At 47.5% G+C, this 25763-nt stretch carries 23 protein-coding genes; 14 read left to right on the forward strand and 9 right to left on the reverse strand.

Annotated elements, in window-relative coordinates; all coding sequences use genetic code 11:
- Positions 1-242: 242 nt before the first annotated feature.
- The 7 genes from KWJ01_RS18505 (at position 243) to KWJ01_RS18535 (ending at position 8021) form a co-directional block, all read left to right on the forward strand.
- Positions 243-2675, forward strand: a complete 2433-nt coding sequence (locus tag KWJ01_RS18505) for a TonB-dependent receptor domain-containing protein (protein ID WP_224998475.1) — start codon at positions 243-245, stop codon at positions 2673-2675.
- Positions 2676-2774: 99 nt separating this feature from the next.
- Positions 2775-3629 (forward strand): ATP-binding cassette domain-containing protein, encoded by an 855-nt coding sequence (locus tag KWJ01_RS18510; RefSeq protein WP_224998477.1) that lies wholly within the window; start codon positions 2775-2777, stop codon positions 3627-3629.
- Complete coding sequence (locus KWJ01_RS18515; RefSeq protein ID WP_224998479.1) at positions 3619-4362, forward strand: hypothetical protein; 744 nt, start codon at positions 3619-3621, stop codon at positions 4360-4362. Before KWJ01_RS18510 ends, KWJ01_RS18515 begins: the two co-directional genes overlap by 11 nt.
- Complete coding sequence (locus KWJ01_RS18520) at positions 4359-4736, forward strand: GntR family transcriptional regulator (RefSeq protein ID WP_224998481.1); 378 nt, start codon at positions 4359-4361, stop codon at positions 4734-4736. The genes KWJ01_RS18515 and KWJ01_RS18520 overlap by 4 nt, the downstream gene beginning before the upstream one ends.
- A 490-nt stretch (positions 4737-5226) precedes the next feature.
- Positions 5227-6717, forward strand: a complete 1491-nt coding sequence (locus KWJ01_RS18525; RefSeq protein WP_224998483.1) for a sorbosone dehydrogenase family protein — start codon at positions 5227-5229, stop codon at positions 6715-6717.
- 5 nt (positions 6718-6722) lie between these two features.
- Positions 6723-7280 (forward strand): hypothetical protein, encoded by a 558-nt coding sequence (locus tag KWJ01_RS18530; protein WP_224998484.1) that lies wholly within the window; start codon positions 6723-6725, stop codon positions 7278-7280.
- A gap of 408 nt (positions 7281-7688) precedes the next feature.
- Positions 7689-8021, forward strand: a complete 333-nt coding sequence (locus KWJ01_RS18535) for a hypothetical protein (protein WP_224998485.1) — start codon at positions 7689-7691, stop codon at positions 8019-8021.
- Positions 8022-8217: 196 nt separating this feature from the next.
- Here the strand turns inward: KWJ01_RS18535 and KWJ01_RS18540 are convergent, their stop codons facing one another.
- The gene (locus KWJ01_RS18540) at positions 8218-8529 is read right to left on the reverse strand and encodes a hypothetical protein (protein WP_224998486.1); all 312 of its coding nucleotides are present in this window, start codon (positions 8527-8529) and stop codon (positions 8218-8220) included.
- 222 nt (positions 8530-8751) lie between these two features.
- On the reverse strand, positions 8752-9015 hold the full coding sequence (locus tag KWJ01_RS18545; RefSeq protein ID WP_224998487.1) for a hypothetical protein: 264 nt from the start codon (positions 9013-9015) through the stop codon (positions 8752-8754).
- A 284-nt stretch (positions 9016-9299) separates the two neighbouring features.
- On the opposite strand from KWJ01_RS18545, the gene pta reads away from it, so the two are divergent.
- Complete coding sequence (pta, locus tag KWJ01_RS18550) at positions 9300-11390, forward strand: phosphate acetyltransferase (RefSeq protein ID WP_224998488.1); 2091 nt, start codon at positions 9300-9302, stop codon at positions 11388-11390.
- Positions 11391-11487: 97 nt separating this feature from the next.
- Positions 11488-12687 carry an acetate/propionate family kinase gene (locus tag KWJ01_RS18555; RefSeq protein ID WP_224998489.1) on the forward strand — a complete coding sequence of 400 codons (1200 nt, stop codon included), beginning with the start codon at positions 11488-11490 and terminating at the stop codon, positions 12685-12687.
- A 180-nt stretch (positions 12688-12867) separates the two neighbouring features.
- Here the strand turns inward: KWJ01_RS18555 and KWJ01_RS18560 are convergent, their stop codons facing one another.
- Positions 12868-13473, reverse strand: a complete 606-nt coding sequence (locus KWJ01_RS18560) for a universal stress protein (protein ID WP_224998490.1) — start codon at positions 13471-13473, stop codon at positions 12868-12870.
- Positions 13474-13756: 283 nt separating this feature from the next.
- Here KWJ01_RS18560 and KWJ01_RS18565 point away from each other — a divergent pair, with 283 nt between their 5' ends.
- From KWJ01_RS18565 to KWJ01_RS18580, 4 genes are read left to right on the forward strand one after another with little or no spacing between them, the layout of a single operon-like run.
- Positions 13757-15304, forward strand: a complete 1548-nt coding sequence (locus KWJ01_RS18565) for a PAS domain S-box protein (protein WP_224998491.1) — start codon at positions 13757-13759, stop codon at positions 15302-15304.
- A 22-nt stretch (positions 15305-15326) separates the two neighbouring features.
- Positions 15327-15776 (forward strand): response regulator, encoded by a 450-nt coding sequence (locus KWJ01_RS18570; protein WP_224998492.1) that lies wholly within the window; start codon positions 15327-15329, stop codon positions 15774-15776.
- 19 nt (positions 15777-15795) lie between these two features.
- Positions 15796-17028: a hybrid sensor histidine kinase/response regulator gene (locus KWJ01_RS18575; protein WP_224998493.1), complete on the forward strand. Its 1233-nt coding sequence runs from the start codon at positions 15796-15798 to the stop codon at positions 17026-17028.
- Complete coding sequence (locus tag KWJ01_RS18580) at positions 17025-18086, forward strand: response regulator (RefSeq protein ID WP_224998494.1); 1062 nt, start codon at positions 17025-17027, stop codon at positions 18084-18086. The genes KWJ01_RS18575 and KWJ01_RS18580 overlap by 4 nt, the downstream gene beginning before the upstream one ends.
- A gap of 151 nt (positions 18087-18237) precedes the next feature.
- On the opposite strand, the gene KWJ01_RS18585 is transcribed toward KWJ01_RS18580, so the two are convergent.
- The 6 genes from KWJ01_RS18585 to KWJ01_RS18610 all read right to left on the reverse strand — a co-directional run bounded on the left by KWJ01_RS18585 (position 18238) and on the right by KWJ01_RS18610 (position 23700).
- A complete protein-coding gene (locus KWJ01_RS18585) occupies positions 18238-18780 on the reverse strand; it encodes a hypothetical protein (protein ID WP_224998495.1) in 543 nt (180 codons plus the stop codon).
- A gap of 40 nt (positions 18781-18820) precedes the next feature.
- On the reverse strand, positions 18821-19459 hold the full coding sequence (locus KWJ01_RS18590; protein ID WP_224998496.1) for a hypothetical protein: 639 nt from the start codon (positions 19457-19459) through the stop codon (positions 18821-18823).
- Positions 19460-19674: 215 nt separating this feature from the next.
- Positions 19675-20451, reverse strand: coding sequence for a LytTR family DNA-binding domain-containing protein (locus tag KWJ01_RS18595; RefSeq protein WP_224998497.1), 777 nt, complete (start codon positions 20449-20451; stop codon positions 19675-19677).
- Positions 20432-21493 carry a sensor histidine kinase gene (locus tag KWJ01_RS18600; RefSeq protein ID WP_224998498.1) on the reverse strand — a complete coding sequence of 354 codons (1062 nt, stop codon included), beginning with the start codon at positions 21491-21493 and terminating at the stop codon, positions 20432-20434. Before KWJ01_RS18600 ends, KWJ01_RS18595 begins: the two co-directional genes overlap by 20 nt.
- Before the next feature lie 111 nt (positions 21494-21604).
- Positions 21605-22690: a sensor histidine kinase gene (locus tag KWJ01_RS18605; RefSeq protein WP_224998499.1), complete on the reverse strand. Its 1086-nt coding sequence runs from the start codon at positions 22688-22690 to the stop codon at positions 21605-21607.
- Entirely contained in the window at positions 22687-23700 is a 1014-nt protein-coding gene (locus tag KWJ01_RS18610) for a histidine kinase (protein WP_224998501.1), read from the reverse strand. The genes KWJ01_RS18605 and KWJ01_RS18610 overlap by 4 nt, the downstream gene beginning before the upstream one ends.
- A gap of 441 nt (positions 23701-24141) precedes the next feature.
- Between KWJ01_RS18610 and KWJ01_RS18615 the strand changes: the two genes are divergently transcribed.
- Positions 24142-25686, forward strand: coding sequence for a biopolymer transporter TolR (locus tag KWJ01_RS18615; RefSeq protein ID WP_224998503.1), 1545 nt, complete (start codon positions 24142-24144; stop codon positions 25684-25686).
- Positions 25687-25763 lie beyond the last annotated feature (77 nt).

The following is a 25763-nucleotide window of genomic DNA, read 5'->3' on the forward strand; positions in this document are numbered from 1 at the left end:
GAGCTTTTTTCCGGCATTTCATACTATATAAAGAGAGAACAGCACTGCTGCGTTTCTGCAAATTTTATTTCAGTAAACCTTGGGAAATCAGAAAACCTTTCATAGGTTTGTAGTGTACTAGTTACATAGTACACTAACATAGAGGCAGAGCAGCGAAAATTCCAGACTGGAAAATTCACAGAAACGGCACTGGCTTAGGATCAAAACAGATAAAACTTATTCCAACTACTAACAAAAAGATCATGGCACATTTTTTCAGGTACGTAGCAATGGCCATTATGGCTCTTTTAGCCCAGGCAGCATTTGCACAAGATGGCGGCCTTAGCGGCAACATCACTGATGATAAAGGTGAGGCTCTTCCTTTTGCCAGCGTTGCTGTTATGCAAATAACAGACTCTGCACTGGTAACCGGTGCAGTGGCAGATATGGATGGAAAATTCATGATCAAGTCTCCGGCAGAAGGCAGGTATTTCCTTAAGCTTAGTGCTGTTGGGTACAAAGGCAAAACCACTCCAGCCTTTACTGTATCAGGCCCTGCTTTTTCTAAAGATTTTGGCAGCTTAAGCCTGCTGGAAGATGTGGAAATGCTACAGGCCGTTTCCGTAGAAGCGCTGCGCCCAAAGGTAATTACCGAAGCCGATAAGATGATTGTTAGTGTGGAAGGTACGGCGCTGGCCGCCGGCAGCACTGCCATGGATGTTCTTGCAAAATCGCCGGGCGTATGGGTAGACCAGGATGGCAACATACAGCTTAATGGCAAGGGAGGCGTAAAAATAATGATTGATGGCCGCCCCACTTACCTTTCATCGAAAGAACTGCAAAACCTGTTACAGGGCATGTCAGCCGAAAACATCAAAGACATCGAGATTATCTCCAACCCATCTGCTAAGCACGATGCCGAGGGTACTGCCGGTGTGCTTAACATCAACCTGAAGAAAAACACCATCCGCGGCATGAATGGCAGTGTATATGCCGGTTACCAGTACAACAATCTGCATGGCTACAACGGTGGTGCCAAAATCAACTACAAAAACGAACGCTGGAACTCCTCCATCAGCTTGGATATGGCCGATCGTAACACCTTCCGCACACTGAATATGGTGCGTGAATTTAACCAGCCCGGTGACTATGCAAAGTTTGACCAGAAAACCTACGAAGACAGAACTGACTATACGCCTTCCATCAAACTGAACACCGACTACGACTTTAATGCAAACCACAGCGTGGGTGCCTCTGCCAGCCTATCGCAGCACGATACCTACCAGGGCCTTACCTCAGACATGGAGCTGATCCGTACAGATGCTAGCCAGAACATGAGGACAGTATCTGCGGCCCCGGTAGATGAAAAATCAAAAAGTACTACTGTTAACCTGCACTATGTTGGCAAGCTGGATACCCTGGGCACCCGTTTAACCGCCGATGTGGACTATGTACGCCTCTCCAGCATGACTACATCTGACTTTATAAACAGCTTTACCTATGCCTCTGATGCTCCTGCAGAAAAACAGGTGCTGGGCAACACCAACCCATCTTCCTACAACATATATGCGGCCAGGGTAGATTTCTCCAAAGCTATCTTCGGCAAGAGCAAGATAGAGGCCGGTGTAAAAGCAAGCCATGTGGTATCTGATAACGAGCTAAGCTTCTTTTCTCTCGAGGATAATACTAAACAGCCCATTGACAGCATGAGCAACCACTTCATCTACCGCGAAAACATACTGGCTGCCTATGGCAACTTCAGCACCAAGCTGGGCGATAAGTGGAGTGTGCAGGCAGGCCTGCGGGCAGAACAGACCTATTCCGAAGGCGAATCTGTAACCCTGGGCGAAACAATCAAAAGAAACTACCTGAACCTGTTTCCAAGCGTGTTTGTACAGCAAAAAGTAAGCGACAATTACCAGATCAGCTACAACTATAGCCGCCGCATCAGCAGGCCACGCTACGAATCACTGAACCCGTTCCTGGTATACCTCGATCCTTACACCATTGCACAAGGCAATCCTAACCTGCGCCCGGAGTATACTAACTCATTTGAGGTAACACAAACCTTTAAACAGACTTACAACCTGGTGCTTGGCTATTCTGTCTCAAAAGACTTCTTTACCGAAGTACCCATGCAGAATAACAGTACAAAAACTACCGTATTCGGACAGCAGAACATAGATCGCTTCCAGAACTTCAGGGCAACCCTGGTGGCTCCGGTAGAGGTAACGCCCAAATGGAGCATCTTCAACAACGTAATGCTGGCTTACCAGAGCTTCGAAACTTCTTTTAACGATCTGCAGCAGGTTAACGAAGCGCTCTTTTTTATGACACAGGTAAACAACACCATTAAACTACCCCTGGGCATTACTGCAGAGCTAAGCGGCATTTACCGTGGTCCGCTGGCACACGGCCTCTACCAGATCGATGGTGCCTGGTGGGTGAATGCAGGTGTTAAACGCTCCTTTATGGCCGATAAGCTGGATGTAAGCCTGAACGTATCCGATATTTTCAAATCACTAATAGAGACCGGCAGCGCAGACATTGGCGCAAACCGCAACAACTTTGACCAGTACAGGGGCACCCGCGGCTTAAAGCTTAACCTGCGCTACCGCTTCAGCAAAGGCGAAAAGTTTGAAAGCAAAAACAGAAACAGCAACCTCGAAGAACTGAACAGGGCTGGTGGCAACTAAAACCACCACCTTTTATACCCCTCGGGGGCTTGAAGATACTTTGATTTTGTATTACATTTATAGCGTACTAACATAGTAACACACCTTAATTTCGAACTTATGGTTGAGCTGCAAAATATCAACTTCCGGTATAAAAAGAATAAGCCCTTATTCAGGGAGCTTAACCTTAGCCTTACAAGTGGCTACATCTACGGACTGCTGGGTAAAAATGGTGCAGGCAAAACCACCCTGCTCAAGCATATGTCTGGCTTGTTATATCCACAAGAAGGCCAGGCCAGGGTGTTTGGGCACGATGTAAGCAAGCGGGAGCCGCAGATGCTGGACAATGTTTTTGTGGTGCCAGAAGAGTTTGAGCTGCCCGCACAGAGCATTGACACATTTGTGAAGTACAATGCTGTTTTTTACAGCAGGTTTAGCCGCGAGCAGCTGGACTTTTACCTGCAGGAGTTTGAGCTGGACCGCAATGAAAAGCTCTCCAGCATGTCGTACGGGCAGAAGAAAAAATTTCTGATTGCCTTTGGCCTCTCTACCAATGCCCGCCTGCTGATCCTGGATGAACCTACCAACGGCCTGGACATTCCATCCAAAAGCCAGTTCAGAAAAATCATGGCCTCCTCCCTGGACGAAGAAAAGATCATCGTGATCTCCACCCACCAGGTACGCGACCTGGAGAACCTGATTGATGTAGTGCTGGTACTGGAAAACGGCCGCATTATCTTCAACCACGGCATAGGAGAAATTTCAGAAAAACTGCGCTTTGAGCAGGACCTCAGAAAAGCAATGCCGGAGGATATCCTCTACAGCGAAGATGCAGCAGGCAGAAAAGCCGGTATCACCAAAAATACCTCCGGAATGGAATCAAGGGTAGACCTTGAGATACTTTTCAACGGAGTAGTAAAAAACCAGCAGGCAGTAGAAGCTCACTTAACTAACCCATCAGATTATGTACTCTAATTTATATAGCACCCCAAGGCAGTATAATTTTATATTACGCCAGCTGTCGTTGTTCAGGCAGAGCTGGTCGGTTGCCGCTGCCGCTATTTTCGGCCTGCTTTTCATAATATCAGTATTCATTGGTTACTTTAAATCCACGGGGCTGTACCAGCTTCCAGCTGGTCTTTACTATGGATTCCTGACACTGATCGGCCTGATCTTTACCAGCCAGATTTTCCAGGAGCTACATACCCCTAACCGCAGCTATGCTTTTCTTACGCTGCCGGTTTCCACCCTGGAGAAACTGATAGCTTCCTGGCTGCTGTCGTCGCCAATCTTTATCCTGGCATATACAGCCGCAACTTTTCTTATTTACCTGATCAGCACACTGGTTGCAGGCATGCCCGAGATGGCTTTAGAATACTTCACTGATGAATACTGGAGCACTATTGCCAATTACATGGTAATTCAGACCATATTCCTCTGGGGAGCCTGCTATTTCAGAAAAAATAATTTCCTGAAAACGGTGCTGGTGCTGGTAGTGCTGCCAATGGTAATAGGGTTATATGCACTGTTGCTCATCCTGCTATTCTTTGGTGGCGCAAGCAATATTAATATCAATCCGGATACTGTTACAATCAATGATACAGTGCTCCCCAACTTAGGCCTTTTTATGAAAATTTTATGGTACGCTGTGCTGGGCCCCTATATGCTGTTAACCACATATTTCACCTTAAAGGAGAGACAGCTATGATGGAGTTTAAGGAAAATCAGGCCATCTACCTGCAGATAGCCGACCAGTTCGTGGAGAACATTCTTCAGCGAAAATGGACAGTAGGAGAAAAGATACCCTCCATACGTGATACCGCCGTAGAGTTTGAGGTTAACCCCAACACCACCATGCGTACTTTTAACTACCTGCAGGATAAGGGGATCATCTTCAACAAACGGGGCCTGGGCTACTTTGTAGCAGACGATGGCTACGAAAAAACCCGGGCACTAAAAAAAGAGCAGTTCCTGGAAGAAGACCTGCCCGCCCTGTTCCGCAATATGGAAATGCTGGGCATTACCTTTTCCGATCTGCAAACCTATTATAGTAAGTATAACCAAAACGGACACGACAAATGAAAACCAGCAATAAACTACTGTTAGGCCTTCTGGCTGCAATCTTCCTGATCGTTACCATAGCGGTAGGGGTACTCAAATATTACCACCATTTGTCTGTAAGCTAAACAGATGCCTTACAGAGAGCAGCGGCATGCTGCAGCTGCAGCGAGGTATTGAACCTGACTTTTAGATCAACGCACACGTATTTGAAGCAGCCCGGGAAGCATCTCCCGGGCTGTTTTGCATTTACCCAACTCCTTAGAAGAGTCCGGAAGTATTTTATTTTTAAAGCAGTTTATAATCACACAAATCACAGGCAGCTGCCGAACCATAGAAGGTAAATTGAGTTAAACTTTCAGCATACGGCAGCTGTGCGTCAAATATTCCATTTGAAAAGCCGGTTTCGGTACAGCCAGACTGCACAAGCAGCACACCAACCAGTAACAAACTTCTGTCGCCCCTGACATTAACCATCATAGCGCTCCACTTAAAGCTGAACCTTTTTTTAACTATGGCAAACAAGCAAGAAGTCTCCCCCTCCAACAGAGGTTTTTCAATTGGAAAAGGGCCAATTAAAACAAGCAGAACAACTGCTGATGCACTCCGGAATTTATCGGTACCAGCAAGACCGCAGGTAGATGCCAGTGATGTAGTGGTACCCGATGGCTATACTGTTGAAGCGGTAATGGCTGGTTTTTCCTTTCCCACCGATATTGCCTTTGCCGATGACGGGACAATATTTGTGAGTGAAGGCGGCAGCTCATGGCCTACCCGCCCCTATATGCCTGCCAGGGTAGTAATAGTAAAGCCTAATGGCGAAACAGAAGCCATTACCATGAATATACAGGCAGGCCCACGCGGTATAACCTGGCGCGATGGCATGCTGTACATGTGCATCAAGGGAGGTTATCATATGCAGGTGGCCAGGTACAACCTTGAGACAGGTGAACTTAAAATACTAATAGACAAGCTGCCAAGTGGCGGTTGGCACGAACCGGGCGGGCCGCTCTTTGGCCCTGATGGACTTATGTATTTTGGTAACGGATCTGTATCTCAGCAGGGTGTTATATTGCCTGCAGGCTTTACCGTTGACATGGCCAAGCACCCCCTGGCACATGATGTGCCGGGGCAGGATGTTACCCTTACCGGCAACAACGTCTGGAGCCGCGACCCGCGCATGCCCTACCCCTTCCTGACCGAAACCGGGCCTTTTAAACCTTTTGGAACTCCTGCACAAAAAGGAGAAGTAATCAAAGGAGCGCTTTTTTGCAACTCTGCTGTGTGGCGCTCCAAACCCGATGGCACAGATATAGAGCTGCTTGCCTGGGGCATCCGCAACCCTTTTGGCATGGCTATCAACGAAGAAGGCGAGTTGTATGTATCAGACAATGACTTTGAAGAAAAAGGCGAGCGTGCCATTGCCAACGATCCGGACAGAATCTGGCACATTAAAAACGCCAGGCAACCATATGGAACCGTAAAAACACCCGACTGGTATGGCTTTCCCGATATCTGCGGCGATGGCCTGCCGGTAAACCACCCCAGCCACCTGCCTGCCAAAGGCAAAGCCGCCGAGCTGTTCCTGCAGGATCCGCCACCCTGGGCAGGTCCCGCAGCATTTCTTGAGCAGCCTCACTCCTGCATGTGCAGGATGGATTTTTCCAAATCAGACTTTTTTGGGCACAGGGGCGAATTGTTTGTAGCCGAATGGGGTACCATGGCGCCACTTAATTCTCCCCGTCCCGAAGATCTTGATCATGGCTTCAGGGTAATCAGGGTAGATGTAAAAAATGGAACAGGGGTCCCTTTTATGCATAATAAAAAAATGGGCCCTGCCTCTGCCTGGGGGACCGGCGGCATAGAGCGGCCTGTTTCCTGCAAATTCAGCCCCGACGGCAGGAGTTTGTATGTACTGGATTTTGGCCACGCCCGCCTTACCAAAGGGGGTATGTTTGCCTTTGCTCATACAGGTGTTTTATGGAAAATCAGCAAAAATGCGTAGTAGTCATGGAAAATAACTTATCAAAACAACCCATACTCATTGAACTGGACCTGGAATGCCGTGAGGAACATTATAGCCGGGCCGAGGCCTGGTTTAAGAATGTTCAGTTCACGCAGGCTTCCTTCCGGCAACTACTGGAAGATACAGTACCAAAAATAGAAGAGCCCCATATAAAGGATTACCTCAGCACCATGCTTGCCGAAGCCATAGAACACGAAAGCAAGGCAGAGGATCTATTCCGGATTATTGGCCGGAAACCTTCTGCGATAAGAACCACGCTGGGTGATTTTTTAGGTAAGAGCCGGGAGGTATGGGCAGATGTAATTGCACTTGCTGGTGGCGCCAAGGGGCCCTGGCAGGACCTGCAGCAGCTTTATGTTTCCAACCTCAACTCCATGAGTGCCTTTGCCGTTGCAGAGCAGCTGGGCCTGGCATTGGGCATTCCCAGGATTCTGGATGTTACCTTTGGTGTGGTAGCAGAAAAATCTACAAGTCAGCTCCTGCTGCAGGAATGTGCCCTGGAAATGTGCTCCAAGTCTATCCTGTACAAGCAACCTTTTTAAGCATACAGGAAATATTTCAAAGGCAGCAGGGCTTTGCTAGCAATCGCTGGTTAAGTGCATTTGGTAGCAAAGCCCTGCTGTACCTACTCCCCCTGCCTTACCGGCAAAAGAAATATTGCCCACTTTAGGCATACACTTAAGGACCATAAACATCCCGCCAAATGTTAACTTGGGGCCCAGGCCATTCCCTCTCACCCATTTGAATATTTCAGACATTTAGCTGTAGTTACCGGAGACGCTTCCAAAACCCTCCTGAAGCACAAAATATTTTTTTTTCAGCAGCCTGCTGGCAGCACCAACTATGCATTTATAATCATAAGTTTACCGGCAAATTCAGTAATATTATTTAGCCCAAAACACTGAACAACTAAAGACAATAGCGCGTTGAGGAGGAGAATAAGTGTGCAGATGATAAAAGACAAAGATCCTATCGCATCTCCAGTGAATATCAGGCTGGAAGAGCTAAATAAACTCCGGCAACAGGCCCGCGAACAACAGGAAGAGTTGCGTAAACTCCAGACTGAGCTTTTGCTGATTCTGGAGGAAAATGTGCTGGAAATGGAAAAGTATTTTGAGAAATCGGCAGAGGGCACTGTAACCGATCAGGAGCTGGAAACATTAAGCGTACGTGTGCTGCTGAACAAGCACATGGCCCGTTACTATAAACTTGCCTCCCAGCAACAACAGCTCATTAAAGAAAAGACTTTTTTACTGGGCAAAGCTTCTTCCGGCAGAGAATAAGGCCTATTCCTGCTTTTCAGAATTTTTATGATTTTATTATTAAAAGGCTAAAGCTGGGCTTCTCTCCTTTCTTTAAACTTGTTTTCAAGGATGCGCTGTATTCTTGCAGTTACCCCTGTCTGGAGGGGATTGATTTATCACAGGATTCGTAGAGGTCGGTATTTGGTGCTTTTCAGGCTAATGATCAGTTAATCGGTTATTCGAAAACCTCTCCCCTGTTAACTTCCATGTGCATGGATATAATGGCTGCACATATGGCTTGTTGCTGCTGTTCAGTCAGGCTGGATACGGTGCCCTCAACCTCCTCTTCACTGAAGAATTCACCCTTCAATCCAAGCTCCTTTAATAAAAGATCGTACCTGGAGGTAAGGCTACTGGAAGGAAAAACCCTGGTATTTATATCGTTAAGCGTTAAGGCTGCAAATACCAGCCTGTCTTTCAAAGACCCGCTGCTGTTCAGGCAAATGATAGCCCTTGCTAATTGATTACTTATTTCTATATGACACATCGGCTGTTCTCATTAATTGATAACTACCAACGTATTCGAGATAGAAAATAATATGTTACATCAGATTTTGTTCAAAAGTAAATGATCGGGCAGGCTGGCAGGAGGCGCAAAAAAATGCAAACGGTGTAAATCTCAAACAACACATAAAACCCTATATTACAGATATTTAAAAATAAACAAAACTATTTCTAAATCACTGGATTCCTGTAGAAACTCACCCCATCATATGCCTGCAGCCAGTGTGGCAAGCAGAAGTATTGCTGGCAAAAGCAAACCAAATATCAGTATTCTTAACTTCTTTTGTTTCTGCCTCATTGAGTCTCTCCATTGCGCAGCTTCTTTACTTACAGAAGCATCTCTGCCTGCATCTACATCCTTTACATTTGTATAAGGATTATCCTTCATAGATGGCCTGATGTGGCTTAACTTCCTGTTATGCCTGAAGGAATCATGCCCCTGCCTGGAAAAACCTACGCCGCCTGTCATATCTACTTTAGTTTAAGAGCAACATAATCATGCAGCTTTAAAGATGGAAGTATTGGCCGGGCCTTTGATGTAGCTGCTATTACTGCTGATGAATAAAACACCCCTCCCGCTTTTGAGTTAGTCATACCATAAAGGAATGGCTTGAGGAACAGATATAAATTTAGCACAAACAGCTTTACTCAAGTGATTTCCATTGATCTTTGTCGTCTGAAAAACAGATTTAAGTCATATTTTTTCTGCTTTTTAATGGCGGACTTTGCGGACACTAAACCATGTAGAATTGTATGACCAAAGCCATTTTCATAGCCACTGCAGAACCCTATAGCGGCAAGTCCATTATTGCGCTGGGCCTGGTAGATATGTTGCTGAGCAAAGCACAGAAAATAGGCTATTTTAAACCAATCATCAACCACGATCCTGCTGTTGCCAAAGATGTGCATATAGAAACGATCGTTAGTCACTTTGGCCTGCAGGTAGCCTATGAAGATACCTACGCTTACACCCGTCCGCAGGCACTGCGCCTGATAGAAGCAGGCAACCAGGGCGAAATCATAGATACCATTCTTAATAAGTTTAAGCAACTGGAGGAATACTACGATTTTACCGTGGTTGAGGGCAGCGACTTCCTGGGAGAGGGAACTGTATTTGAATTTGATGCTAACGTATCGATAGCCAAAAACCTGGCTGCCCCGGTGATCATTGTGGTTTCAGGAGAAAACAAAACCACTACACAAATCACCACCAACATTCTTACCATTATGCGCAACTTCCAGTCGCGCGATATACAGGTATTAACAGTGGTAGCCAACAAGGTTCATCCCGATCAGGTAGATGAGGTACGCAATGAACTGCTGCCCCAGCTGCGAGAACAGGTCAGCCTTGCGGTAATTCCCGACCGCCCCGCCCTAAAAAGCCCTACCATTAAGGAAGTGCAGCAGATTCTCGGCGCCAGGCTTATGTTTGGTGAACAGCAGCTTGCTAACCAGGCCGATCATTTTATTATGGGCGCCATGCAGGTACCTAACTTCCTGAACCACATCAAGCAAAATGTACTGATCATCACACCCGGCGACCGGAGCGATATCCTCATCAGTGCCCTGCAGGCAAGCCTTTCTGTTAACTACCCAAAAATATCGGGCATCGTGCTTACCGGCGGCTTTGTTCCCGACGAACCGGTGATCAGGCTTATTGAAGGCCTGCAGTCTGTGGTTCCGATCCTGTCTGTTAAATCGGGCTCCTTCCAGACTGCCACCCAGATTGGCAACATTAAATCCAGGATCACACCCGATAATACTAAAAAGATACAACTGGCCATCTCTACCTTTAAAAAGTATGTGGATGTGCCTGCCCTGGAACAAAGCATTGTTACCTACAAACCCGAGGGCATGACCCCTCATATGTTCCAGTACCAGCTGGTGAAGTGGGCAAAGAGCAAAAAGAAGCATATTGTACTGCCGGAAGGCAGTGATGAGCGGATCTTAAGAGCAGCTGCACGCCTCATAGCACAGGATATTGTTGACCTTACCCTGCTGGGCGATCCGGAAAAGATCATTCCAGCCATTAAGCAAATGGGCCTGAACCTGGATCCGGAGCGTATTCATATTGTAAACCCGCAGCAGTCGGAGCATTACGAAGCGTACGTAAACACCCTTTACGAGCTCAGGAAAGACAAGAATGTAGCCCTTGAAATGGCCCGCGACCTGATGACGGATGTATCTTACTTCGGTACCATGATGGTGTACAAGGGCCATGCCGATGGTATGGTATCCGGAGCGGTACACACCACCCAGCATACCATCAGGCCTGCCCTGCAGTTTGTGAAAACCAAGCCGGGCTTTTCCGTGGTATCATCGGTTTTCTTTATGTGCCTGCCCGACCGGGTATCGGTTTTTGGCGATTGTGCCGTAAACCCCAACCCTACCGCAGAACAGCTGGCCGAAATTGCCATCTCCTCTGCCGACAGCAGCAGCCGCTTTGGCATAGAGCCTAAGGTAGCCATGCTCTCCTACTCCTCGGGCTCCTCAGGCGAGGGTGCCGATGTGGAAAAGGTGCGCCGGGCAACTGAAATAGTAAAACAGAAACGCCCCGACCTGAAGGTAGAAGGCCCCATTCAGTACGATGCAGCCGTAGACCATCAGGTGGGCCGGCAGAAACTACCCAATTCAGAAGTGGCCGGCCAGGCAAGCGTGCTTATCTTCCCCGACCTCAACACAGGCAACAACACCTACAAAGCCGTTCAGCGCGAAACCGGCGCACTGGCCATAGGACCAATGCTGCAGGGCCTGAACAAACCTGTTAATGACCTTAGCCGCGGCTGTACGGTAGAAGATATTTTCAATACAGTTATCATCACCGCCATTCAAAGTCAGGAATAGTATTGAGTATTGGGTAGTAAGTATTGAGTAGGCCAATAGTTGCCTCATATAACTTCCAATACCCAATACACAATACCAGATACCCAATACCTATAGTATGAACATATTCGTAGTTAACTCCGGCAGCAGCTCTATCAAATACCAGCTCTTCAGAATGCCTTCTCAAAAGCCGGTTTGCAGCGGCCTTGTAGAGCGCATTGGCCTTGGCAACTCAGTGATTACACATAAAATAATCAATGGGGAGGAGGAAAGGGTTATTGAACGCACACTCGACCTGCCGGACCACGAGGCAGGCCTGCAGGAAGTGGGTAACCTGCTCACCCACCCCGAACTGGGCGTAATCAAAGATCCTGCAGAAATAGAAGCAGTAGGGCACCGGGTGGTGCATGGCGGCGAAACCTTTGCTGCCACTACCACCATCACACAGGAGGTTAAAGACAAAATAAAGCAGCTTTTTGCCCTTGCACCCCTGCACAACCCTTCCAATTACCTGGGCATAGAGGTAGCAGAGCGTATTTTCTCTAAGGCAAAACAGGTAGCAGTATTTGATACGGCCTTTCACCAGAGCATGCCCCCACAGGCCTACCGCTACGCCATTCCTAACGAACTATACAGCAAACAGGGCATCAGGGCCTATGGCTTCCATGGCACCAGCCACAAATATGTAGCGGCAAAGGCTGCAGATTACCTGAACAACCCACAGGCAAAGCTCATCACCATACACCTGGGCAACGGCTGTAGCATGGCAGCTGTAAACGGCGGCAAATCTGTTGACACCAGCATGGGCTTCGGACCACTCAGCGGCCTGGTAATGGGTACCCGCTCAGGTGATATTGATCCTTCCGTGATCTTTCACCTGATAAACCAGGAAGGCTACAGTGCAGAAGAGGTAAGCACACTGCTGAACAGGCAAAGTGGTATGAAAGGCCTCACCGGCTACAGCGATATGCGTGACATTACCAAAGCCATAAACGAGGGTAATTCCAGCGCAGATGTGGCCTATGAGCTATATGCGTACCGTATCAAAAAATATATCGGCGCCTATGCAGCTGTACTAAATGGACTGGATGCCATTATATTTACGGCGGGTGTAGGTGAAAATGATGCGATGGTACGTGAGCGTGTGTGCAGCCAGCTTAACTTCCTGGGCATTGAGCTGGATAGCGAAAAGAACAAAGTACGATCTAAGGAACTACGGGAAATCAGTAAAGAAGGTGCTCCTGTAAAGATCCTGGTGATCCCAACCAACGAAGAGCTCGAAATTGCCAACCAATGCTTTGAGTTGCTGGGAGCATAAAGCAGCAAACATATTTCAACCCTAATGAGCAGGCTCACCTACAAGGGGATGGGATGGGGGTGACTACACTATTTTTGAAATATCATTCAATCTTGTTTGCGTGCGAAACCTTATATAGCTGCGGAAAGAGGTTCTCTTCTGAAGATTATCGAAAACCTTGAGGTATTTATGAGATAGCTTTTAATGATCCCTGTTTAATGCTATTACTCCCCCCCCCACAGGCTGCAGGTCCAGACCTGATTGGGAGGCCAGGGCCTGCAGGATCTGCTGGCCACTATTGTTGCAGAGCGGACATCTGTCTTTCAAAAACTGCTGAATAGATGGCTGTGTGCTTAGCCCTGCCTCTGCCGGCACACACACCACAGGAACTGATTCTGACAGCAGCATTACACCGGCCACCTTTCCCATGGTACCGCTGAGCTGTAAATTTGAGCCCTGGATACCCATTACCACCAGGTCTGCCCGAAGCCTCCGGGCAAATACAGGTATTTCATCTGCAGCAAAGCCCGGCTTTAGCAGGCGGGTAACAGACACACCAAAGGCTGTGTGCAGCTCGTAGGCCAGCAGATCCAGCTGTTCCTGTGCCGCAGCCTGCGGATCATCGCTCGGAAGCAGGGAATCAATCTTTTCAGGGGTACCAGTTCCCTGCCCCATGGGAATGGCCAGTGGATAGAAGGCATGAAAAATGATGAGCCGGGCGCCGGTAAGACGGGCAAAAGCTGCCGCATAGTAAGCAGAAACCTGTGCGTTGTGGGAAAAATCTGTGGGCACCAGTATATTTTTCATTATCTGAAGGATTTCCTGCGCTTCTACCTGCACGCCAGCAAACACCAATCAAGAAGCGCTGTTTATCAATGCTGAATACAATAATATCTTATGCTGGAGTTGTAAAATTACAGAGGCAAGTCTTCTGATAAGATGATGTGCCGCACCTGAAAAAATGATATATATCATAGACTATCAGGCTTTAATATCTTTGATTTGAAGATATAACCAAGCTTTTAAACTGTCAGTTGTACATTGTCTAATCACTTAAGTATCTTTAAGCGTTGATCCTAAACAAATACCCTTGGAAGAAAATAAATACACCCCTGAGCAGAATCTGGAAACCAGATCAAGGCTAAAGGCTATTATCGATACTGCCATCGATGGCATTATCACCATAGATCACCAGGGCATTATTGAAACCGTTAACCCTGCTGCTGCACGCATCTTTGGCTATCAGCCGGAGGAGATCATTGGCCAGAATATTAAAATCCTGATGCCGGAACCCGACCGCAGCCAGCACGATGGGTACATCGAAAACTATTTGCGCACCGGGGAGGCAAAAATCATAGGCAAAGGCCGTGAGGTGCTGGGCAAAAGAAAAGATGGCTCTGTATTCCCATTTCTGCTTAGCATCAGTGAGGTACAGCTGCAGGATAAGCTTATTTTTACGGGTATTGTTCACGACATCAGCAACCTTAAGAAGGCCGAAGCAGCCCTGCTGGAGAGCGAGAATAAGATCAACTCTATCATAGAAGCAGCTGTAGATGGCATCATCACCATCGATAAGCGGGGCATCATTGAAATGGTGAATCCAGCAGCAGCAAGGCAGTTTGGTTATGCCCCGGCAGAACTGCTGGGTAAAAGCATTAATGTACTGATGCCGGAGCCCGATAAAAGCAGGCACGACGGCTATATGCGGCACTACCACGAAACAGGCGAAAAACGCATCATTGGCATAGGCCGTGAGGTTACCGGCCTGCGCCGGGATGGTTCTACCTTTCCCCTGTACCTAAGCGTGAGTGAGGTGTTGCTGCAGGACCGGAAGGTGTACACTGGCTTTATACACGATATTACCCGCCAAAAATTAAGCGAAGAAAGGTTAAGGCGCTATGCTGCAGAGCTGGAGCGTAGTAACCGCGAGTTGCAGGACTTTGCCTATGTTTCCTCGCACGACCTGCAGGAGCCGCTGCGTAAAATACAGGCTTTCGGCGACAGGCTCCTGAGCAAAGAGTACGACAACCTTAGCGATCAGGGAAAAGATTATGTAGACAGGATGCTGAATGCTGCCTCGCGCATGCAAACGCTTATTAACGATCTGCTTTCCTTCTCCCGCGTAACCTCTAAGGCCAAACCCTTTGTGAAAGTAAACCTGGATCATGTACTTACAGAGGTACTCTCCGACCTGGAGGTATCCATTGAGCAGACCGGTGCAGAAATAATCCGTACTCCCCTGCCCGAAATTGAGGCAGAGCCAACACAGATGCGGCAGCTGTTCCAGAACCTGGTGAGCAATGCCATCAAATTCAGGAAAGAGGGCGAAAATCCGATCATCAACATATATGCAAAGAACCTGCAGCGCGTAGCACATTTAACGGCCACACCCGGCGATGAAGTAACAGAAATATATGTGGAAGACAACGGCATAGGCTTTGACGAAAAGTACCTTGACCGGATCTTTAACATATTTCAGCGGCTGGAGGGCCAGAAATACGAAGGCTCCGGGGTTGGGCTGGCCATCTGCCGTAAAATTGCCATACGCCACGGGGGCGATATTACTGCCCACAGCAAGCCCGGCGTGGGGTCACGTTTTGTAGTTACCCTGGCAACAAAACAACCGCAGGAGTCCTAAACCCGACTTTAATTATACTTAGATGCCAAATAAGAGACCCATCATTATACTCATAGCCGACGACGACGCCGAGGACCGTATGCTGATACAGGAGGCCCTGGAGGAAAGCAGGCTTAAAAACACGATTCAGTTTGTAGAGAATGGCGAAGAGCTTATGGACTACCTCCACAATAAAGGTAAGTTCACCAACAAAGAACAGCACCCAACCCCGGGCCTTATACTGCTGGACCTGAACATGCCCAAGAAAGATGGCCGGGAGGCGCTAAAGGAAATAAAATCCGATGAGCACCTGCGCCTGATTCCTATTGTGGTGCTTACCACTTCTAAAGCAGAAGAAGACATTATCCGTACTTACGACCTGGGCGTTAGCTCCTTTATTACCAAGCCTGTAACATTTGCCGCACTGGTAGATGTGATGAAAACTGTTAGTAAATACTGGTTCCAGATTGTAGAATTACCACCAAACTTATAAGCCGGAAAGTACCTGATCAATGGCAGAAAAAATTAGAGTATTGCTAATTGATGATGATGAGGACGATTTCATCATCACCCGGGAGATCATCAACGATATTCCGGGCAGAAATTACCTGCTCGACTGGACAAGCTCTTTCAATGAAGCACTGTCGCTCATCAGGCAGCAGCAGCACGATGTTTACCTGGTAGATTACCGCTTAGGTGCCCACGACGGCCTGGAACTGATTACCCAGGCCATAGAGGAAGGCAGCACGGCACCCTTTATTTTACTCACCGGCCAGAGCGACCGGGAAACTGACGAAAAAGCCATGCGTATTGGTGCCCTGGATTACCTGGTAAAAGGCACCATTAACCCCTTTGAGCTGGAGCGCTCTATCCGCTACAGCATTGAGCATGCCAAGAGCCTTGCCGAAATCCAGAAGCTTAATACAGAACTGGAGCAAAGGGTAGAGCTGCGCACCCAGGAGCTGGCAGAGGCCATCCGTAAGCTGGAGCACACCAACCGCAGCCTTTACGAAGCAGAGCAGGAAGTGCGCAAGGCCCTGAAAAAAGAAAAGGAGCTGCACGAGCTAAAATCAAGGTTTGTAACCATAGCCTCGCATGAATTCCGCACACCTTTAAGCACGGTACTCTCTTCCGTGTCGCTCATCAGCAAGTATACTACTACCGAAGATGATGAAAAAAGGCAGAAGCACGTTGACCGAATCAAATCTGCGGTAAACAACCTTACCAATATCCTGAACGACTTCCTGTCCATCAGCCGCATAGAAGAAGGCAAAATTTACAATGTGCCCGCCACCTTTAACCTGCAGAACCTGGCCACCGAGGTAACCGATGAGCTGCAGGGCTTCTTAAAAAAGGGGCAGAAAATACACTACAGCCATGCCGGCGACAGCAGCACCGTTCACCTGGATAAGCAGCTGATCAAAAACATCATGATCAACCTGCTTTCCAATGCCAGCAAGTATTCCGGCGAGGGCAAGGCTATCCATTTCAATACTGAAATAACTGGCAGCACCACCAGCATCGTAATCAGGGATGAGGGAATAGGCATACCAGAGGCCGATCAGGCCCACCTGTTCACCCCTTTCTTCAGGGCACAGAACGTTACAAATATTCAGGGCACCGGCCTTGGATTGAACATTGTAAAAAAATATGTCGATATTATGAATGGCAGCTTACAATACGAAAGTAAGCTGGATGAGGGAACTACTTTTTCAGTTTCTATCCCAGAAAACGCACAGTCATGAAAAAAATACTTTTGATAGAAGATAACCTGGAGATCCGGGAGAACATAGCAGAAATTCTATCCCTGGCGAATTACGAGGTTGCCCAGGCAGAAAATGGTAAGGTTGGGGTTGAAATGGCTAAATCCCAGAAACCTGATCTCATTATCTGTGATATAATGATGCCCCAGCTGGATGGTTACGGTGTGCTGCACCTGCTAAGCAAGAACCCCGATACCGCCGGCATTCCTTTTATATTCCTGACGGCTAAGTCAGAGAAGGAAGACTTCAGAAAGGGCATGAACCTGGGTGCCGACGATTATCTCATCAAACCCTTTGACGACCTGGAGCTGCTCGATGCCATTGAAATGCGCCTGAAAAAAAACGAGATCCTGAAATCTGACTTTAACAAAAGCGCAGAAGGCTTTAACAACTTTTTACAGGAGGCCAGGGGGCTGGAAAACCTCGATAACCTTATCTCAAAAGACCAGAAAACCATTGTACTGAAGAAAAAGCAATACCTGTTCTCCGAAGGCAGCTATCCCAATGCGCTTTACTTTCTGAACAAGGGCAGGGTTAAAACCTCCAAATCGAACGAAGAAGGGCGTGAGTATATTACTAACCTTTACAAGGCAGGAGATTTTATTGGGTACATTGATTTGCTGGAAGAGCAGCGCTACCGCGAATCTGCCGTTGCCCTGGAGGAGTCGGAAGTAACCATTGTACCCAGGGAAGACTTCTTTACCCTCATCCACAACAACCGCGACGTTGCTAATAAATTCATCAAGATCCTGTCGGATAACCTGGTAGAAAAAGAAGAACGTCTCCTAAAACTGGCCTACAACTCCGTGCGGAAGCGGGTGGCAGAAGCGCTGCTGTTTGTGGAGAACCAGTACAACAAGGAGGAAAAGCAGGGCTCAAAACTAACGATCTCTCGCGAAGACCTGGCAAACATTGTAGGAGCCTCTTCAGAAACTGTAATCCGCACACTGGCAGACCTGAAGGATGAAAAGCTTATCGATATCAGCGGAGGAAAAATAACCATCATAAACCGCGATAAACTTGCCAGGCTAAGGGGTTAGTGCCTGTTATTCGTATACGCTCGTCATAAACCTTTTTTAAAAGCCAAAGCCTTCTAATACTGATTAGAGGGCTTTGTGCCTCAGAAGAGGCTTAAGTTATTATAAAATAAGCAGGCATTTAAAAAAGATGGCAGATTGTGATACCCGCTTACTACCAGCTCGTTTGCTCCATGTGAATGCCCGTTTCCAGGTTGCTTTGCACTGAACTCATAACAAAGTAGGTTTTACCCTCTTTAACCATTTTGGTGTAGTAGTAGCTTTTAGTAAGCTCCTGTAGCTCCTGGGCAGTAGCTGCTCTGTTAAAGTTACTCCCGGGTGTGCAGCTGTAAAAGCCACGGTAATTTCCTTCGGTAGGTGTCAGGGTAAAGGTACCCTCGGCCTCATTAAAATCTACCGCTCCTTTTAAAAATGTAAAGGCTTCAGTCTTGCAGTTGTAGGAGGTGGTAGCATTTATAACGTACTCCTCAAACTCGCCATTTGCTTTAAAAACCAGCACCAGTGCCTGTTCCCAGGGCTTACCTGCATACTGACCGTCATAGCTCCAGAAGTTACTGTAGGAGAATGACCCCCACATCCACTTACCTACTACTTCGCCTGGCACATGGCCTCCATCAATTGCCGGAGCCACATCTTCCGTTTCACAGGCTGTTGCCAGCATCATGATTGCCAGAAGGCTAAAAAGGTACTTTTTCATGATTGCCGTTATTGAAAAAAATGATTTAAGATTCAAAAAATTAAACAGAGAGTGGTTTGGATACTTTTGCAGAGGAAGCCGAGGATTCCAGATCTTGGCTTCCCCTGTAAACAGGGCTTGCCGGCTGCACTGCTGTTGTCATTACAATAAGGGCAAGCACAGACCAGGCAATAGCAGAGTAGAAGATGTAGACATTGAAGGTTACAGGTCCCATGCCGAAGTTCAGCAGCTCCGAAATGGAAACAACAATGGGTAACCATAAACCAACCACCAGCGGCACATAGCGCTTCCAGCCCGGCAGCCCTTTGGATACTATCACCATAGTGCCAACCACCAGCATCAGAATGTTGCTGATGGGCCAGCAGAAATCGAAGAAGTAAAAGTAGCCGGGATATTCAGGTACTAAAAAGAAGCGCATTACATTGGAAACATTGGCAAGGGTTAAGGAGGCTAATACTACCCTAAGTATCACTTTACCAAACAGGCTGTTCCCGGTTGCCTTTATACGCTGCAGGCCAAGCATGCTGAACATCCAGCCACTAATGTACATGATACCCCACACCCCCGACCACCAGGAGTCTTTAAGTTCCAGGGCGGGGAACTGATCTTCTACTACTGTGCCAATTAATAGCCATGGAGCACCCACAAGGGCTAGCGTGCCCAACATTTTGTTGTTCATAACTGTATAAATTAAGATTGGAAAAAAATGAGATTGATCAGGAAAGAAAAGAAGCAGTAACCGGGAGTTGAATGAATATGCCTGCTGCCAGCCTCAGGAGCAGACAGCTGTGGAACGTTTCAAGTTATTACCACAATGGCCAGCACACTCCGGGCAATGGCAAAGTGTAGCGTGTAGGTGGCAAAAGTTACCGTAAAAAAAGGAGCCGCCCGGGCTTAGGCGCCCAGCCATTTTTTGAACTCCGCTCCACGATCGCGGCTTACAAATATCTCCTCTGAGGTGGCTGGTTTCAGTGTTAGCTTATATTTGCCGTTAAAATGTATGTAGATATTGCCAATGGCCTGCCTGTCTACTATAAATTGCCGGCTGGCCCTGAAAAACTGCCTGGGATCAACCTGCTGTTCTACCTCCTCCAGGGTATAGTCAAGGGGAAAAAAGCGGTTATCATGGGTTTTCAGAAAAGTAACCCTGTCTTCGCTGTAGAAATAGGCAATTTCGTCGATACTGATGGAGAGCAGGCGCTGCCCCTGCTTCACAAGAAAATGCTCCCGCCAGGTATTGTTTACCGGTGCTGTGGAGCGCCTCAATTCCTGCACCAGCTCACTATAATCAGGCCGGTTTCCGCCACCATACACCTTCTGCAGCTGCCTGAATTTATCAATGCTCTTTTGCAGCTCTTCACGCTGAATGGGTTTCAGCAGGTAATCGATGCTGTGCACCTTAAACGCCTGCAGGGCAAACTCATCGTAGGCTGTGGTAAAAATTACCGGGCAGCTTACCTCCACTTCCTTAAAAATTTCAAAGCTCTGCCCGTCCACAAGCTCTATATCCATCAGGATCAGGTCGGGCATTGGATTGTTCTGCAAATACTGAACGCTGTCTTCAATGCTGTCTGCCAGGCCAATAATCTCTGCATCGGGACTGGTTTGCCGAACCAGCTCCTGCATGCGTTCAGCCGCCACTACTTCATCTTCAATAATGTAAAGTCTCATGTACCTGTGCTGATAAAATTAATGGAATCTTTACTGTAAAGCAGCCCCCGCCATGGCTAATGAACACTTCCGGCTGATTGAGCAGCTTATATTTGTTAATGATATGCTGCAGACTATTTGCATCTACACCTGGCTCTCCCCGCTTGGGCTGCAGGTTATTGATCACGACCAGCCATGTATCATCTTCAACTTTTATATCGATGAGCAACGGATTGCGGGCACCCACCTGGTTTTGCTGTATGGCGTGCTCTACCAGAACCTGCAGGGTAAGTGGTGCAATCAGGTGGTTAAGGAACCTCTCCTCCACCCTCACTTTCAGGTCTACGCCCTCTCTAAACCTGGTCTGGATCAGAAAAAAATAAGAGCGGGTAAACTGCAGCTCCTGTGCCAGCGGCACCAGTTCCTTTTCGTTGCTCTGGAGCAGGTAGCGGTACACTTTGGATAGTTCTGCGATAAACTTAACTGCCAGCCCTTTATCCTTTTCTACCAGCCCGGTGAGCGTGTTAAAGTTATTGAACATAAAGTGGGGCTTCACCTGGCTTTTAAGCGAATCCAGCTGCGACATCAGGTTTAGCTGCTTTAGCTCCTCGGCCTCCTGGGTAGCCTTTTTCCAGGCTTCCATAAAAATGAGCAGCTCATACAGTGCCGCAATCAGGCCTCCGTAAATAAAGCGGTCCAGCAGCCCGAACAATAAGAAAATCTTGTGCGTAGGCGGTGGTACAGCGGTAAAAAAGAAGTACCATGCTATTGTTAATGCATAGCCAACGGCATTTACACCCAATACCAGCAGGGCTTCTTTGCCAAACCGTTTGGCAGACAACTGTTTTAAGGGGTAACGCCTGTTAAAAGCAACCACCGCCCAGCGTGTGATCTCCCAGATTAAGGCCGACAATACCAGGGAAACACCAGCATTTTCCAGAAAGCTGATAAAGCTAAGTGAATCCGGCGATTCTATTTCATCGCTGATCATTAACGCAAGCCGCATCAGGGTAATGATTAATATACCTGTTATTCTGATGCGGTAGCTTTTTGCCAGTTTCACGTCTTTATTTTTCCCTCATAAAGTATATCACAAAGTAAACAGAACAGAATGGCCTGTAAAACACCTGCCCTGCTCACTGCTCTGAATTGGTGCCTCAGCCGTAGAAAATATTTACTGAGTCGTATCTAATTGCCGGGTATTTACCTGGCTGATCAGCGGGATTGTTACGGTATAAAATCCCCCGCTATCATCCAGCTCAATTTCTCTCTGCCCTAACAGCCTGTATTTTGCAGCAATATTGGAAAGGCCCACCTGGTGCGATACCTGCTGTGTGGTTTTAGGCTGCAGATTATTGCGCACCATCAGCCTTCCATCCGGAGTCGATTTAATCTCAATCTGCAGGGGCCTGCTAACACGGGCAACGTTATGTTTAACAGCATTCTCCAGCAGCAACTGCAGGCTAAGCGGTGGCAGCTGCATGTTTAGCAGTTCATCGGCAACGGCAATTTCAAGACTGATGGCCTGCCCAAACCTGATTTTTAAAAGATGAAAATACGATGCTGCAAAGTCCAGCTCTGCCTTAAGCCTGGTGATGTCCTGCTTGTTATTTTCCAACAGGTAGCGGTATACGCTGGAGAGTTCCTGCACATATTGCTCTGCCCGGGCTGCATCGGTTATGATCAGCGAAGAAAGGGAATTTAAACTGTTGAAAAGAAAGTGTGGATCTACCTGGCTTCGCAAACTTTCGAACTGGTTTTGCAGGTTAATCTTCTGCAGGGCCTCCCGCTCCTGCATACCGGCTTTCCATTCTGTGATGGAATACACCCCTTCATACACCCCCACTGATACCAGGTTACCGAGCAGGTTAAGCAGCAGAATGTGCTTAACCGTTTGCAGCTTAAGGGTGTAGTTCAGAATACTGAAGTGGGTGTACAGCCAGAAACCAGCCAGGATCACCAGTGTGGTAATAACTACAAAGGCAGCCGACATCCATAACACCCTTGGCAGGGTTTGCCCCAGCTTCGGATATTTGCTGGTGATGCCCAGTACCACTACATCCATTGCAAAAAAGCAAAGGGTAGCAATGCTTAGGTTAATGCTCGTAACAATTAGAAAAACAGGCAGCTCACTGATGTAGCGCATGCCAAACAGAAAATAGCCAGTAAGCGGTATAAACCACGGAAACAGCAATCCATACACCCATTTGCTGTGTGCACTAAACCGAATTTGAGGCAGGCGGCTACGGTAGGAACTCATAAATGGACAGTAAGAGAAGCTTGTTGCGAGAGCAAAGGCAGTTCTGCCAATAAATTACCTCCATGCTCCAGTTTTACTACAGGAGCATTGCCAAACAGCTCATAGCCCTTTTGCAAACAACTCAAATCCCTGGAGTCTGCAGGCTGTAGCCCTGGAAGCGGACTGAACTTTGCCCCATACACCAATCTTTCAGCATCTTTAAGCTGAATGGAAATGGTCAGTGGTCTTTCCATGCTTATTTCAGCAAGCTGCAGAGTAAAATCCAGCAGGCGTTGCAGGCTTAGCGAAGGCAAACACTTTTGCTGCTGCCCCTGCAATCCGTTTACCTCTACTAAGATTGCATGCTCGTAGCGATTTGAAAGCAGGTAGAGGTATGAGTCAAGAAAGTTTAGTTCGGCCTCCAGGCTGGAAAGCTTTTCTTTGTTAGCCCGTAACACATAGCGGTACACCTTAGCCAGCTCGTCTACAAATTTTTCTGCCTCCGGGGTGTTTTTGCCTATGAGGGTAGTGAGCGATTCAAGAGAACCAAACAGAAAGCCCGGGTTTACCTGGTCTTTAAGCGTATTGAACTGTAACTGCAGACTTTGCTTTTTTAACTGCTCCTGCTCCTGCTGGTTATTCTGCCACTGTTTATAGAGATAGGATACTCCCAGCACTGTGCAAAAAATAACATCAAAAGTAATTGCTACCACCACCATAGCACCTATTGTAGCCAAATCGGCTTTTGTACCGAAAAGCGGGAACAGCCCATAAATGTAAGTGGCAGCCGTAACAATAAAAATGGAGAGAATGCTTACAACAATCAGCATCACCAGCATTCTTTGTTTGGTATGCTGCACCTCCGGGTACAGCGCAATAATGTGGTTAATCACCAGCTTAAGGCCTGCAACAGCTAAAGCATAAATAAGAACAGAAAGCAGTGATCCCAGCAGAAAAACCTTTAGGCTGTTAAAGTACCGCTCGCCAATGTAGATGTAGTTAGTAATGGGTAAGAATACAGGTACAGCCATAGCATGATACCAGTAGTCTAAACTGGTAAACAGAGGCCGGCCATCCAGCCTCCCGCTTGTACTAAGAGGTTTGTTTTTGAGATTCATACGGCAACCTCAGGCACTGGCTGCCCTTGGCAGGTCATCGTAGCAAAACTAATAAAAATATAACTGAAATAATATAGCTTATCATTAATATAAGCACAAAGCCCATCAGCAGCTTTATCAGCATATTAAAGCCCGGCTCAGCAATGCATAAGTTATTCCATGTTGCCTGCCACATTTCTCTGCTAAGCTGCTGTTAATTAATGTTGGCACAAGAGAATTCTAAAAATCATTTAATACATTAAAGAAAAAGTAGAGCCGGTCTGATGGGATAACAGGTGTAACTCTACGATCAATCTGAACTTAAGACCCACAAATAGCTTCTATAACCAAGCAATTTTCAGGAAAATAATTTTTATGAAACCTACCAACCTACTCAAACTGCTGCCGGGCATAATTCTTTTTACATCATTCTGTTTTACTGTAATGGCACAACAGAAGCCAATTGGCATTTTTGAAGGCAGTACCGACATTGGCAATGTACAAAAGCCTGGTACTGCTACCTATAACCCACAGAACCAGCAGTACGAAATAGCAGGCTCCGGCTATAATATCTGGTTCGACCACGACGAATTCCACTATCTCTGGAAGCGCATGAAGGGTGATTTTATTCTCTATACCCGTGCCAGCTTTGTGGGAGAAGGCGTTGACCCGCACCGCAAGGTAGGCTGGATGGTGCGCAAAAACCTGGAGGGTAATTCACCACATGTAAATGCAGTAGTGCATGGCGATGGCCTTACCTCTCTCCAGTTTCGCGAAACAGCTGGTGCCGAAACCAGCGAGCAACGGGCTGCGGTTACCGGTACAGACGTAATTCAGCTGGAGCGCAAAGGCAATACCTACACCATGCGCGTGGCTAAATTTGGCGAACCCTTTGTAACTAAACAAGTCTCCAAGCTGGACCTGGGAGATGAGGTGTATGTAGGCCTGTTTGTAAACGCACACAACCCTGAGGTAATGGAGCGGGGTATTTTCAAGGATGTGCGCATATCCATACCCGCCCCCGATAGCCTGGTGCAATACCGCGACTACCTCGGCAGCAACCTGGAAGTACTGGATGTTTTTAGCGGTGATCGTGAAATTATATACAGCGCACCCAATTCAATTCAGGCACCCAACTGGACCCCAGATGGTAAAACTCTTATTTACAACAGCGATGGCCTGATGTACTCCTTTGACCTGGCCACCCGCACCCCAGAACTGCTCAACACCGGTGAGGTTAAAAACAACAACAACGACCATGTGCTTTCCTTCAATGGAAAGATGCTGGGCCTAAGCAGTGGCGTAGAGGAACTTGGTGGTTCTATTATCTACACCGTACCTGTAAGTGGTGGCACACCAAAGCAAATTACCCCAAGAGGTCCCTCCTACCTGCACGGATGGTCGCCCGATGGCAAAAACCTGATCTACACCGCCGAACGCAATGGTGAGTATGATATATACAGAGTGCCTGCAACAGGTGGCAAAGAGGTAAGACTAACCACTGCCAAAGGCCTGGACGATGGCTCTGAATATACCCCCGATGGCAGGTACATCTACTTTAACTCAAACCGCGGCGGCACCATGCAGATCTGGCGCATGAAAGCCGATGGCAGCGAGCAGCAGGCCGTAACCAACAGCGACTTTCACGATTGGTTTCCCCACGTTTCTCCTGATGGCAGGTGGCTGGTATTTATTTCTTTTCTGAAAGAAGAAGTAGCAGCCGGTGACCACCCCTTCTACAAACATGTGTACCTGCGCATGATACCACTTCAGAAGGGATTGCCTACAGGCGAAGAGCCCAGGGTAATCGCTTATGTATATGGCGGGCAGGGCACCATCAACACCCCCTCCTGGTCGCCCGACAGCAAAAAAGTAGCCTTTGTGAGCAACAGTGATATGAGTATGGAAGAGGTAGAATAAACTAAAACAGAGAAGGCCCTGAAGCAAGCAGCACCCCGGATTAAAACCCGGGGCTGATTAATAGCGCTGCTAACTAT

The organism is Cesiribacter sp. SM1, from assembly GCF_020178975.1.
Classification (GTDB): domain Bacteria; phylum Bacteroidota; class Bacteroidia; order Cytophagales; family Cyclobacteriaceae; genus Cesiribacter.

Coding starts and splice junctions, on each gene's coding strand:
- KWJ01_RS18615 (WP_224998503.1), top strand. CDS start 24,142: ATGAAACCTACCAACCTACTCAAACTGCTGCCGGGCATAATTCTTTTT.
- KWJ01_RS18580 (WP_224998494.1), top strand. CDS start 17,025: ATGAAAAAAATACTTTTGATAGAAGATAACCTGGAGATCCGGGAGAAC.
- KWJ01_RS18585 (WP_224998495.1), bottom strand. CDS start 18,780: ATGAAAAAGTACCTTTTTAGCCTTCTGGCAATCATGATGCTGGCAACA.
- KWJ01_RS18520 (WP_224998481.1), top strand. CDS start 4,359: ATGATGGAGTTTAAGGAAAATCAGGCCATCTACCTGCAGATAGCCGAC.
- KWJ01_RS18510 (WP_224998477.1), top strand. CDS start 2,775: ATGGTTGAGCTGCAAAATATCAACTTCCGGTATAAAAAGAATAAGCCC.
- KWJ01_RS18610 (WP_224998501.1), bottom strand. CDS start 23,700: ATGGCTGTACCTGTATTCTTACCCATTACTAACTACATCTACATTGGC.
- KWJ01_RS18515 (WP_224998479.1), top strand. CDS start 3,619: ATGTACTCTAATTTATATAGCACCCCAAGGCAGTATAATTTTATATTA.
- KWJ01_RS18555 (WP_224998489.1), top strand. CDS start 11,488: ATGAACATATTCGTAGTTAACTCCGGCAGCAGCTCTATCAAATACCAG.
- KWJ01_RS18535 (WP_224998485.1), top strand. CDS start 7,689: ATGATAAAAGACAAAGATCCTATCGCATCTCCAGTGAATATCAGGCTG.
- KWJ01_RS18575 (WP_224998493.1), top strand. CDS start 15,796: ATGGCAGAAAAAATTAGAGTATTGCTAATTGATGATGATGAGGACGAT.
- KWJ01_RS18545 (WP_224998487.1), bottom strand. CDS start 9,015: ATGACAGGCGGCGTAGGTTTTTCCAGGCAGGGGCATGATTCCTTCAGG.
- KWJ01_RS18590 (WP_224998496.1), bottom strand. CDS start 19,459: ATGAACAACAAAATGTTGGGCACGCTAGCCCTTGTGGGTGCTCCATGG.
- KWJ01_RS18505 (WP_224998475.1), top strand. CDS start 243: ATGGCACATTTTTTCAGGTACGTAGCAATGGCCATTATGGCTCTTTTA.
- KWJ01_RS18595 (WP_224998497.1), bottom strand. CDS start 20,451: ATGAGACTTTACATTATTGAAGATGAAGTAGTGGCGGCTGAACGCATG.
- KWJ01_RS18560 (WP_224998490.1), bottom strand. CDS start 13,473: ATGAAAAATATACTGGTGCCCACAGATTTTTCCCACAACGCACAGGTT.
- KWJ01_RS18525 (WP_224998483.1), top strand. CDS start 5,227: ATGGCAAACAAGCAAGAAGTCTCCCCCTCCAACAGAGGTTTTTCAATT.
- KWJ01_RS18605 (WP_224998499.1), bottom strand. CDS start 22,690: ATGAGTTCCTACCGTAGCCGCCTGCCTCAAATTCGGTTTAGTGCACAC.
- KWJ01_RS18570 (WP_224998492.1), top strand. CDS start 15,327: ATGCCAAATAAGAGACCCATCATTATACTCATAGCCGACGACGACGCC.
- pta (WP_224998488.1), top strand. CDS start 9,300: ATGACCAAAGCCATTTTCATAGCCACTGCAGAACCCTATAGCGGCAAG.
- KWJ01_RS18540 (WP_224998486.1), bottom strand. CDS start 8,529: ATGTGTCATATAGAAATAAGTAATCAATTAGCAAGGGCTATCATTTGC.
- KWJ01_RS18530 (WP_224998484.1), top strand. CDS start 6,723: ATGGAAAATAACTTATCAAAACAACCCATACTCATTGAACTGGACCTG.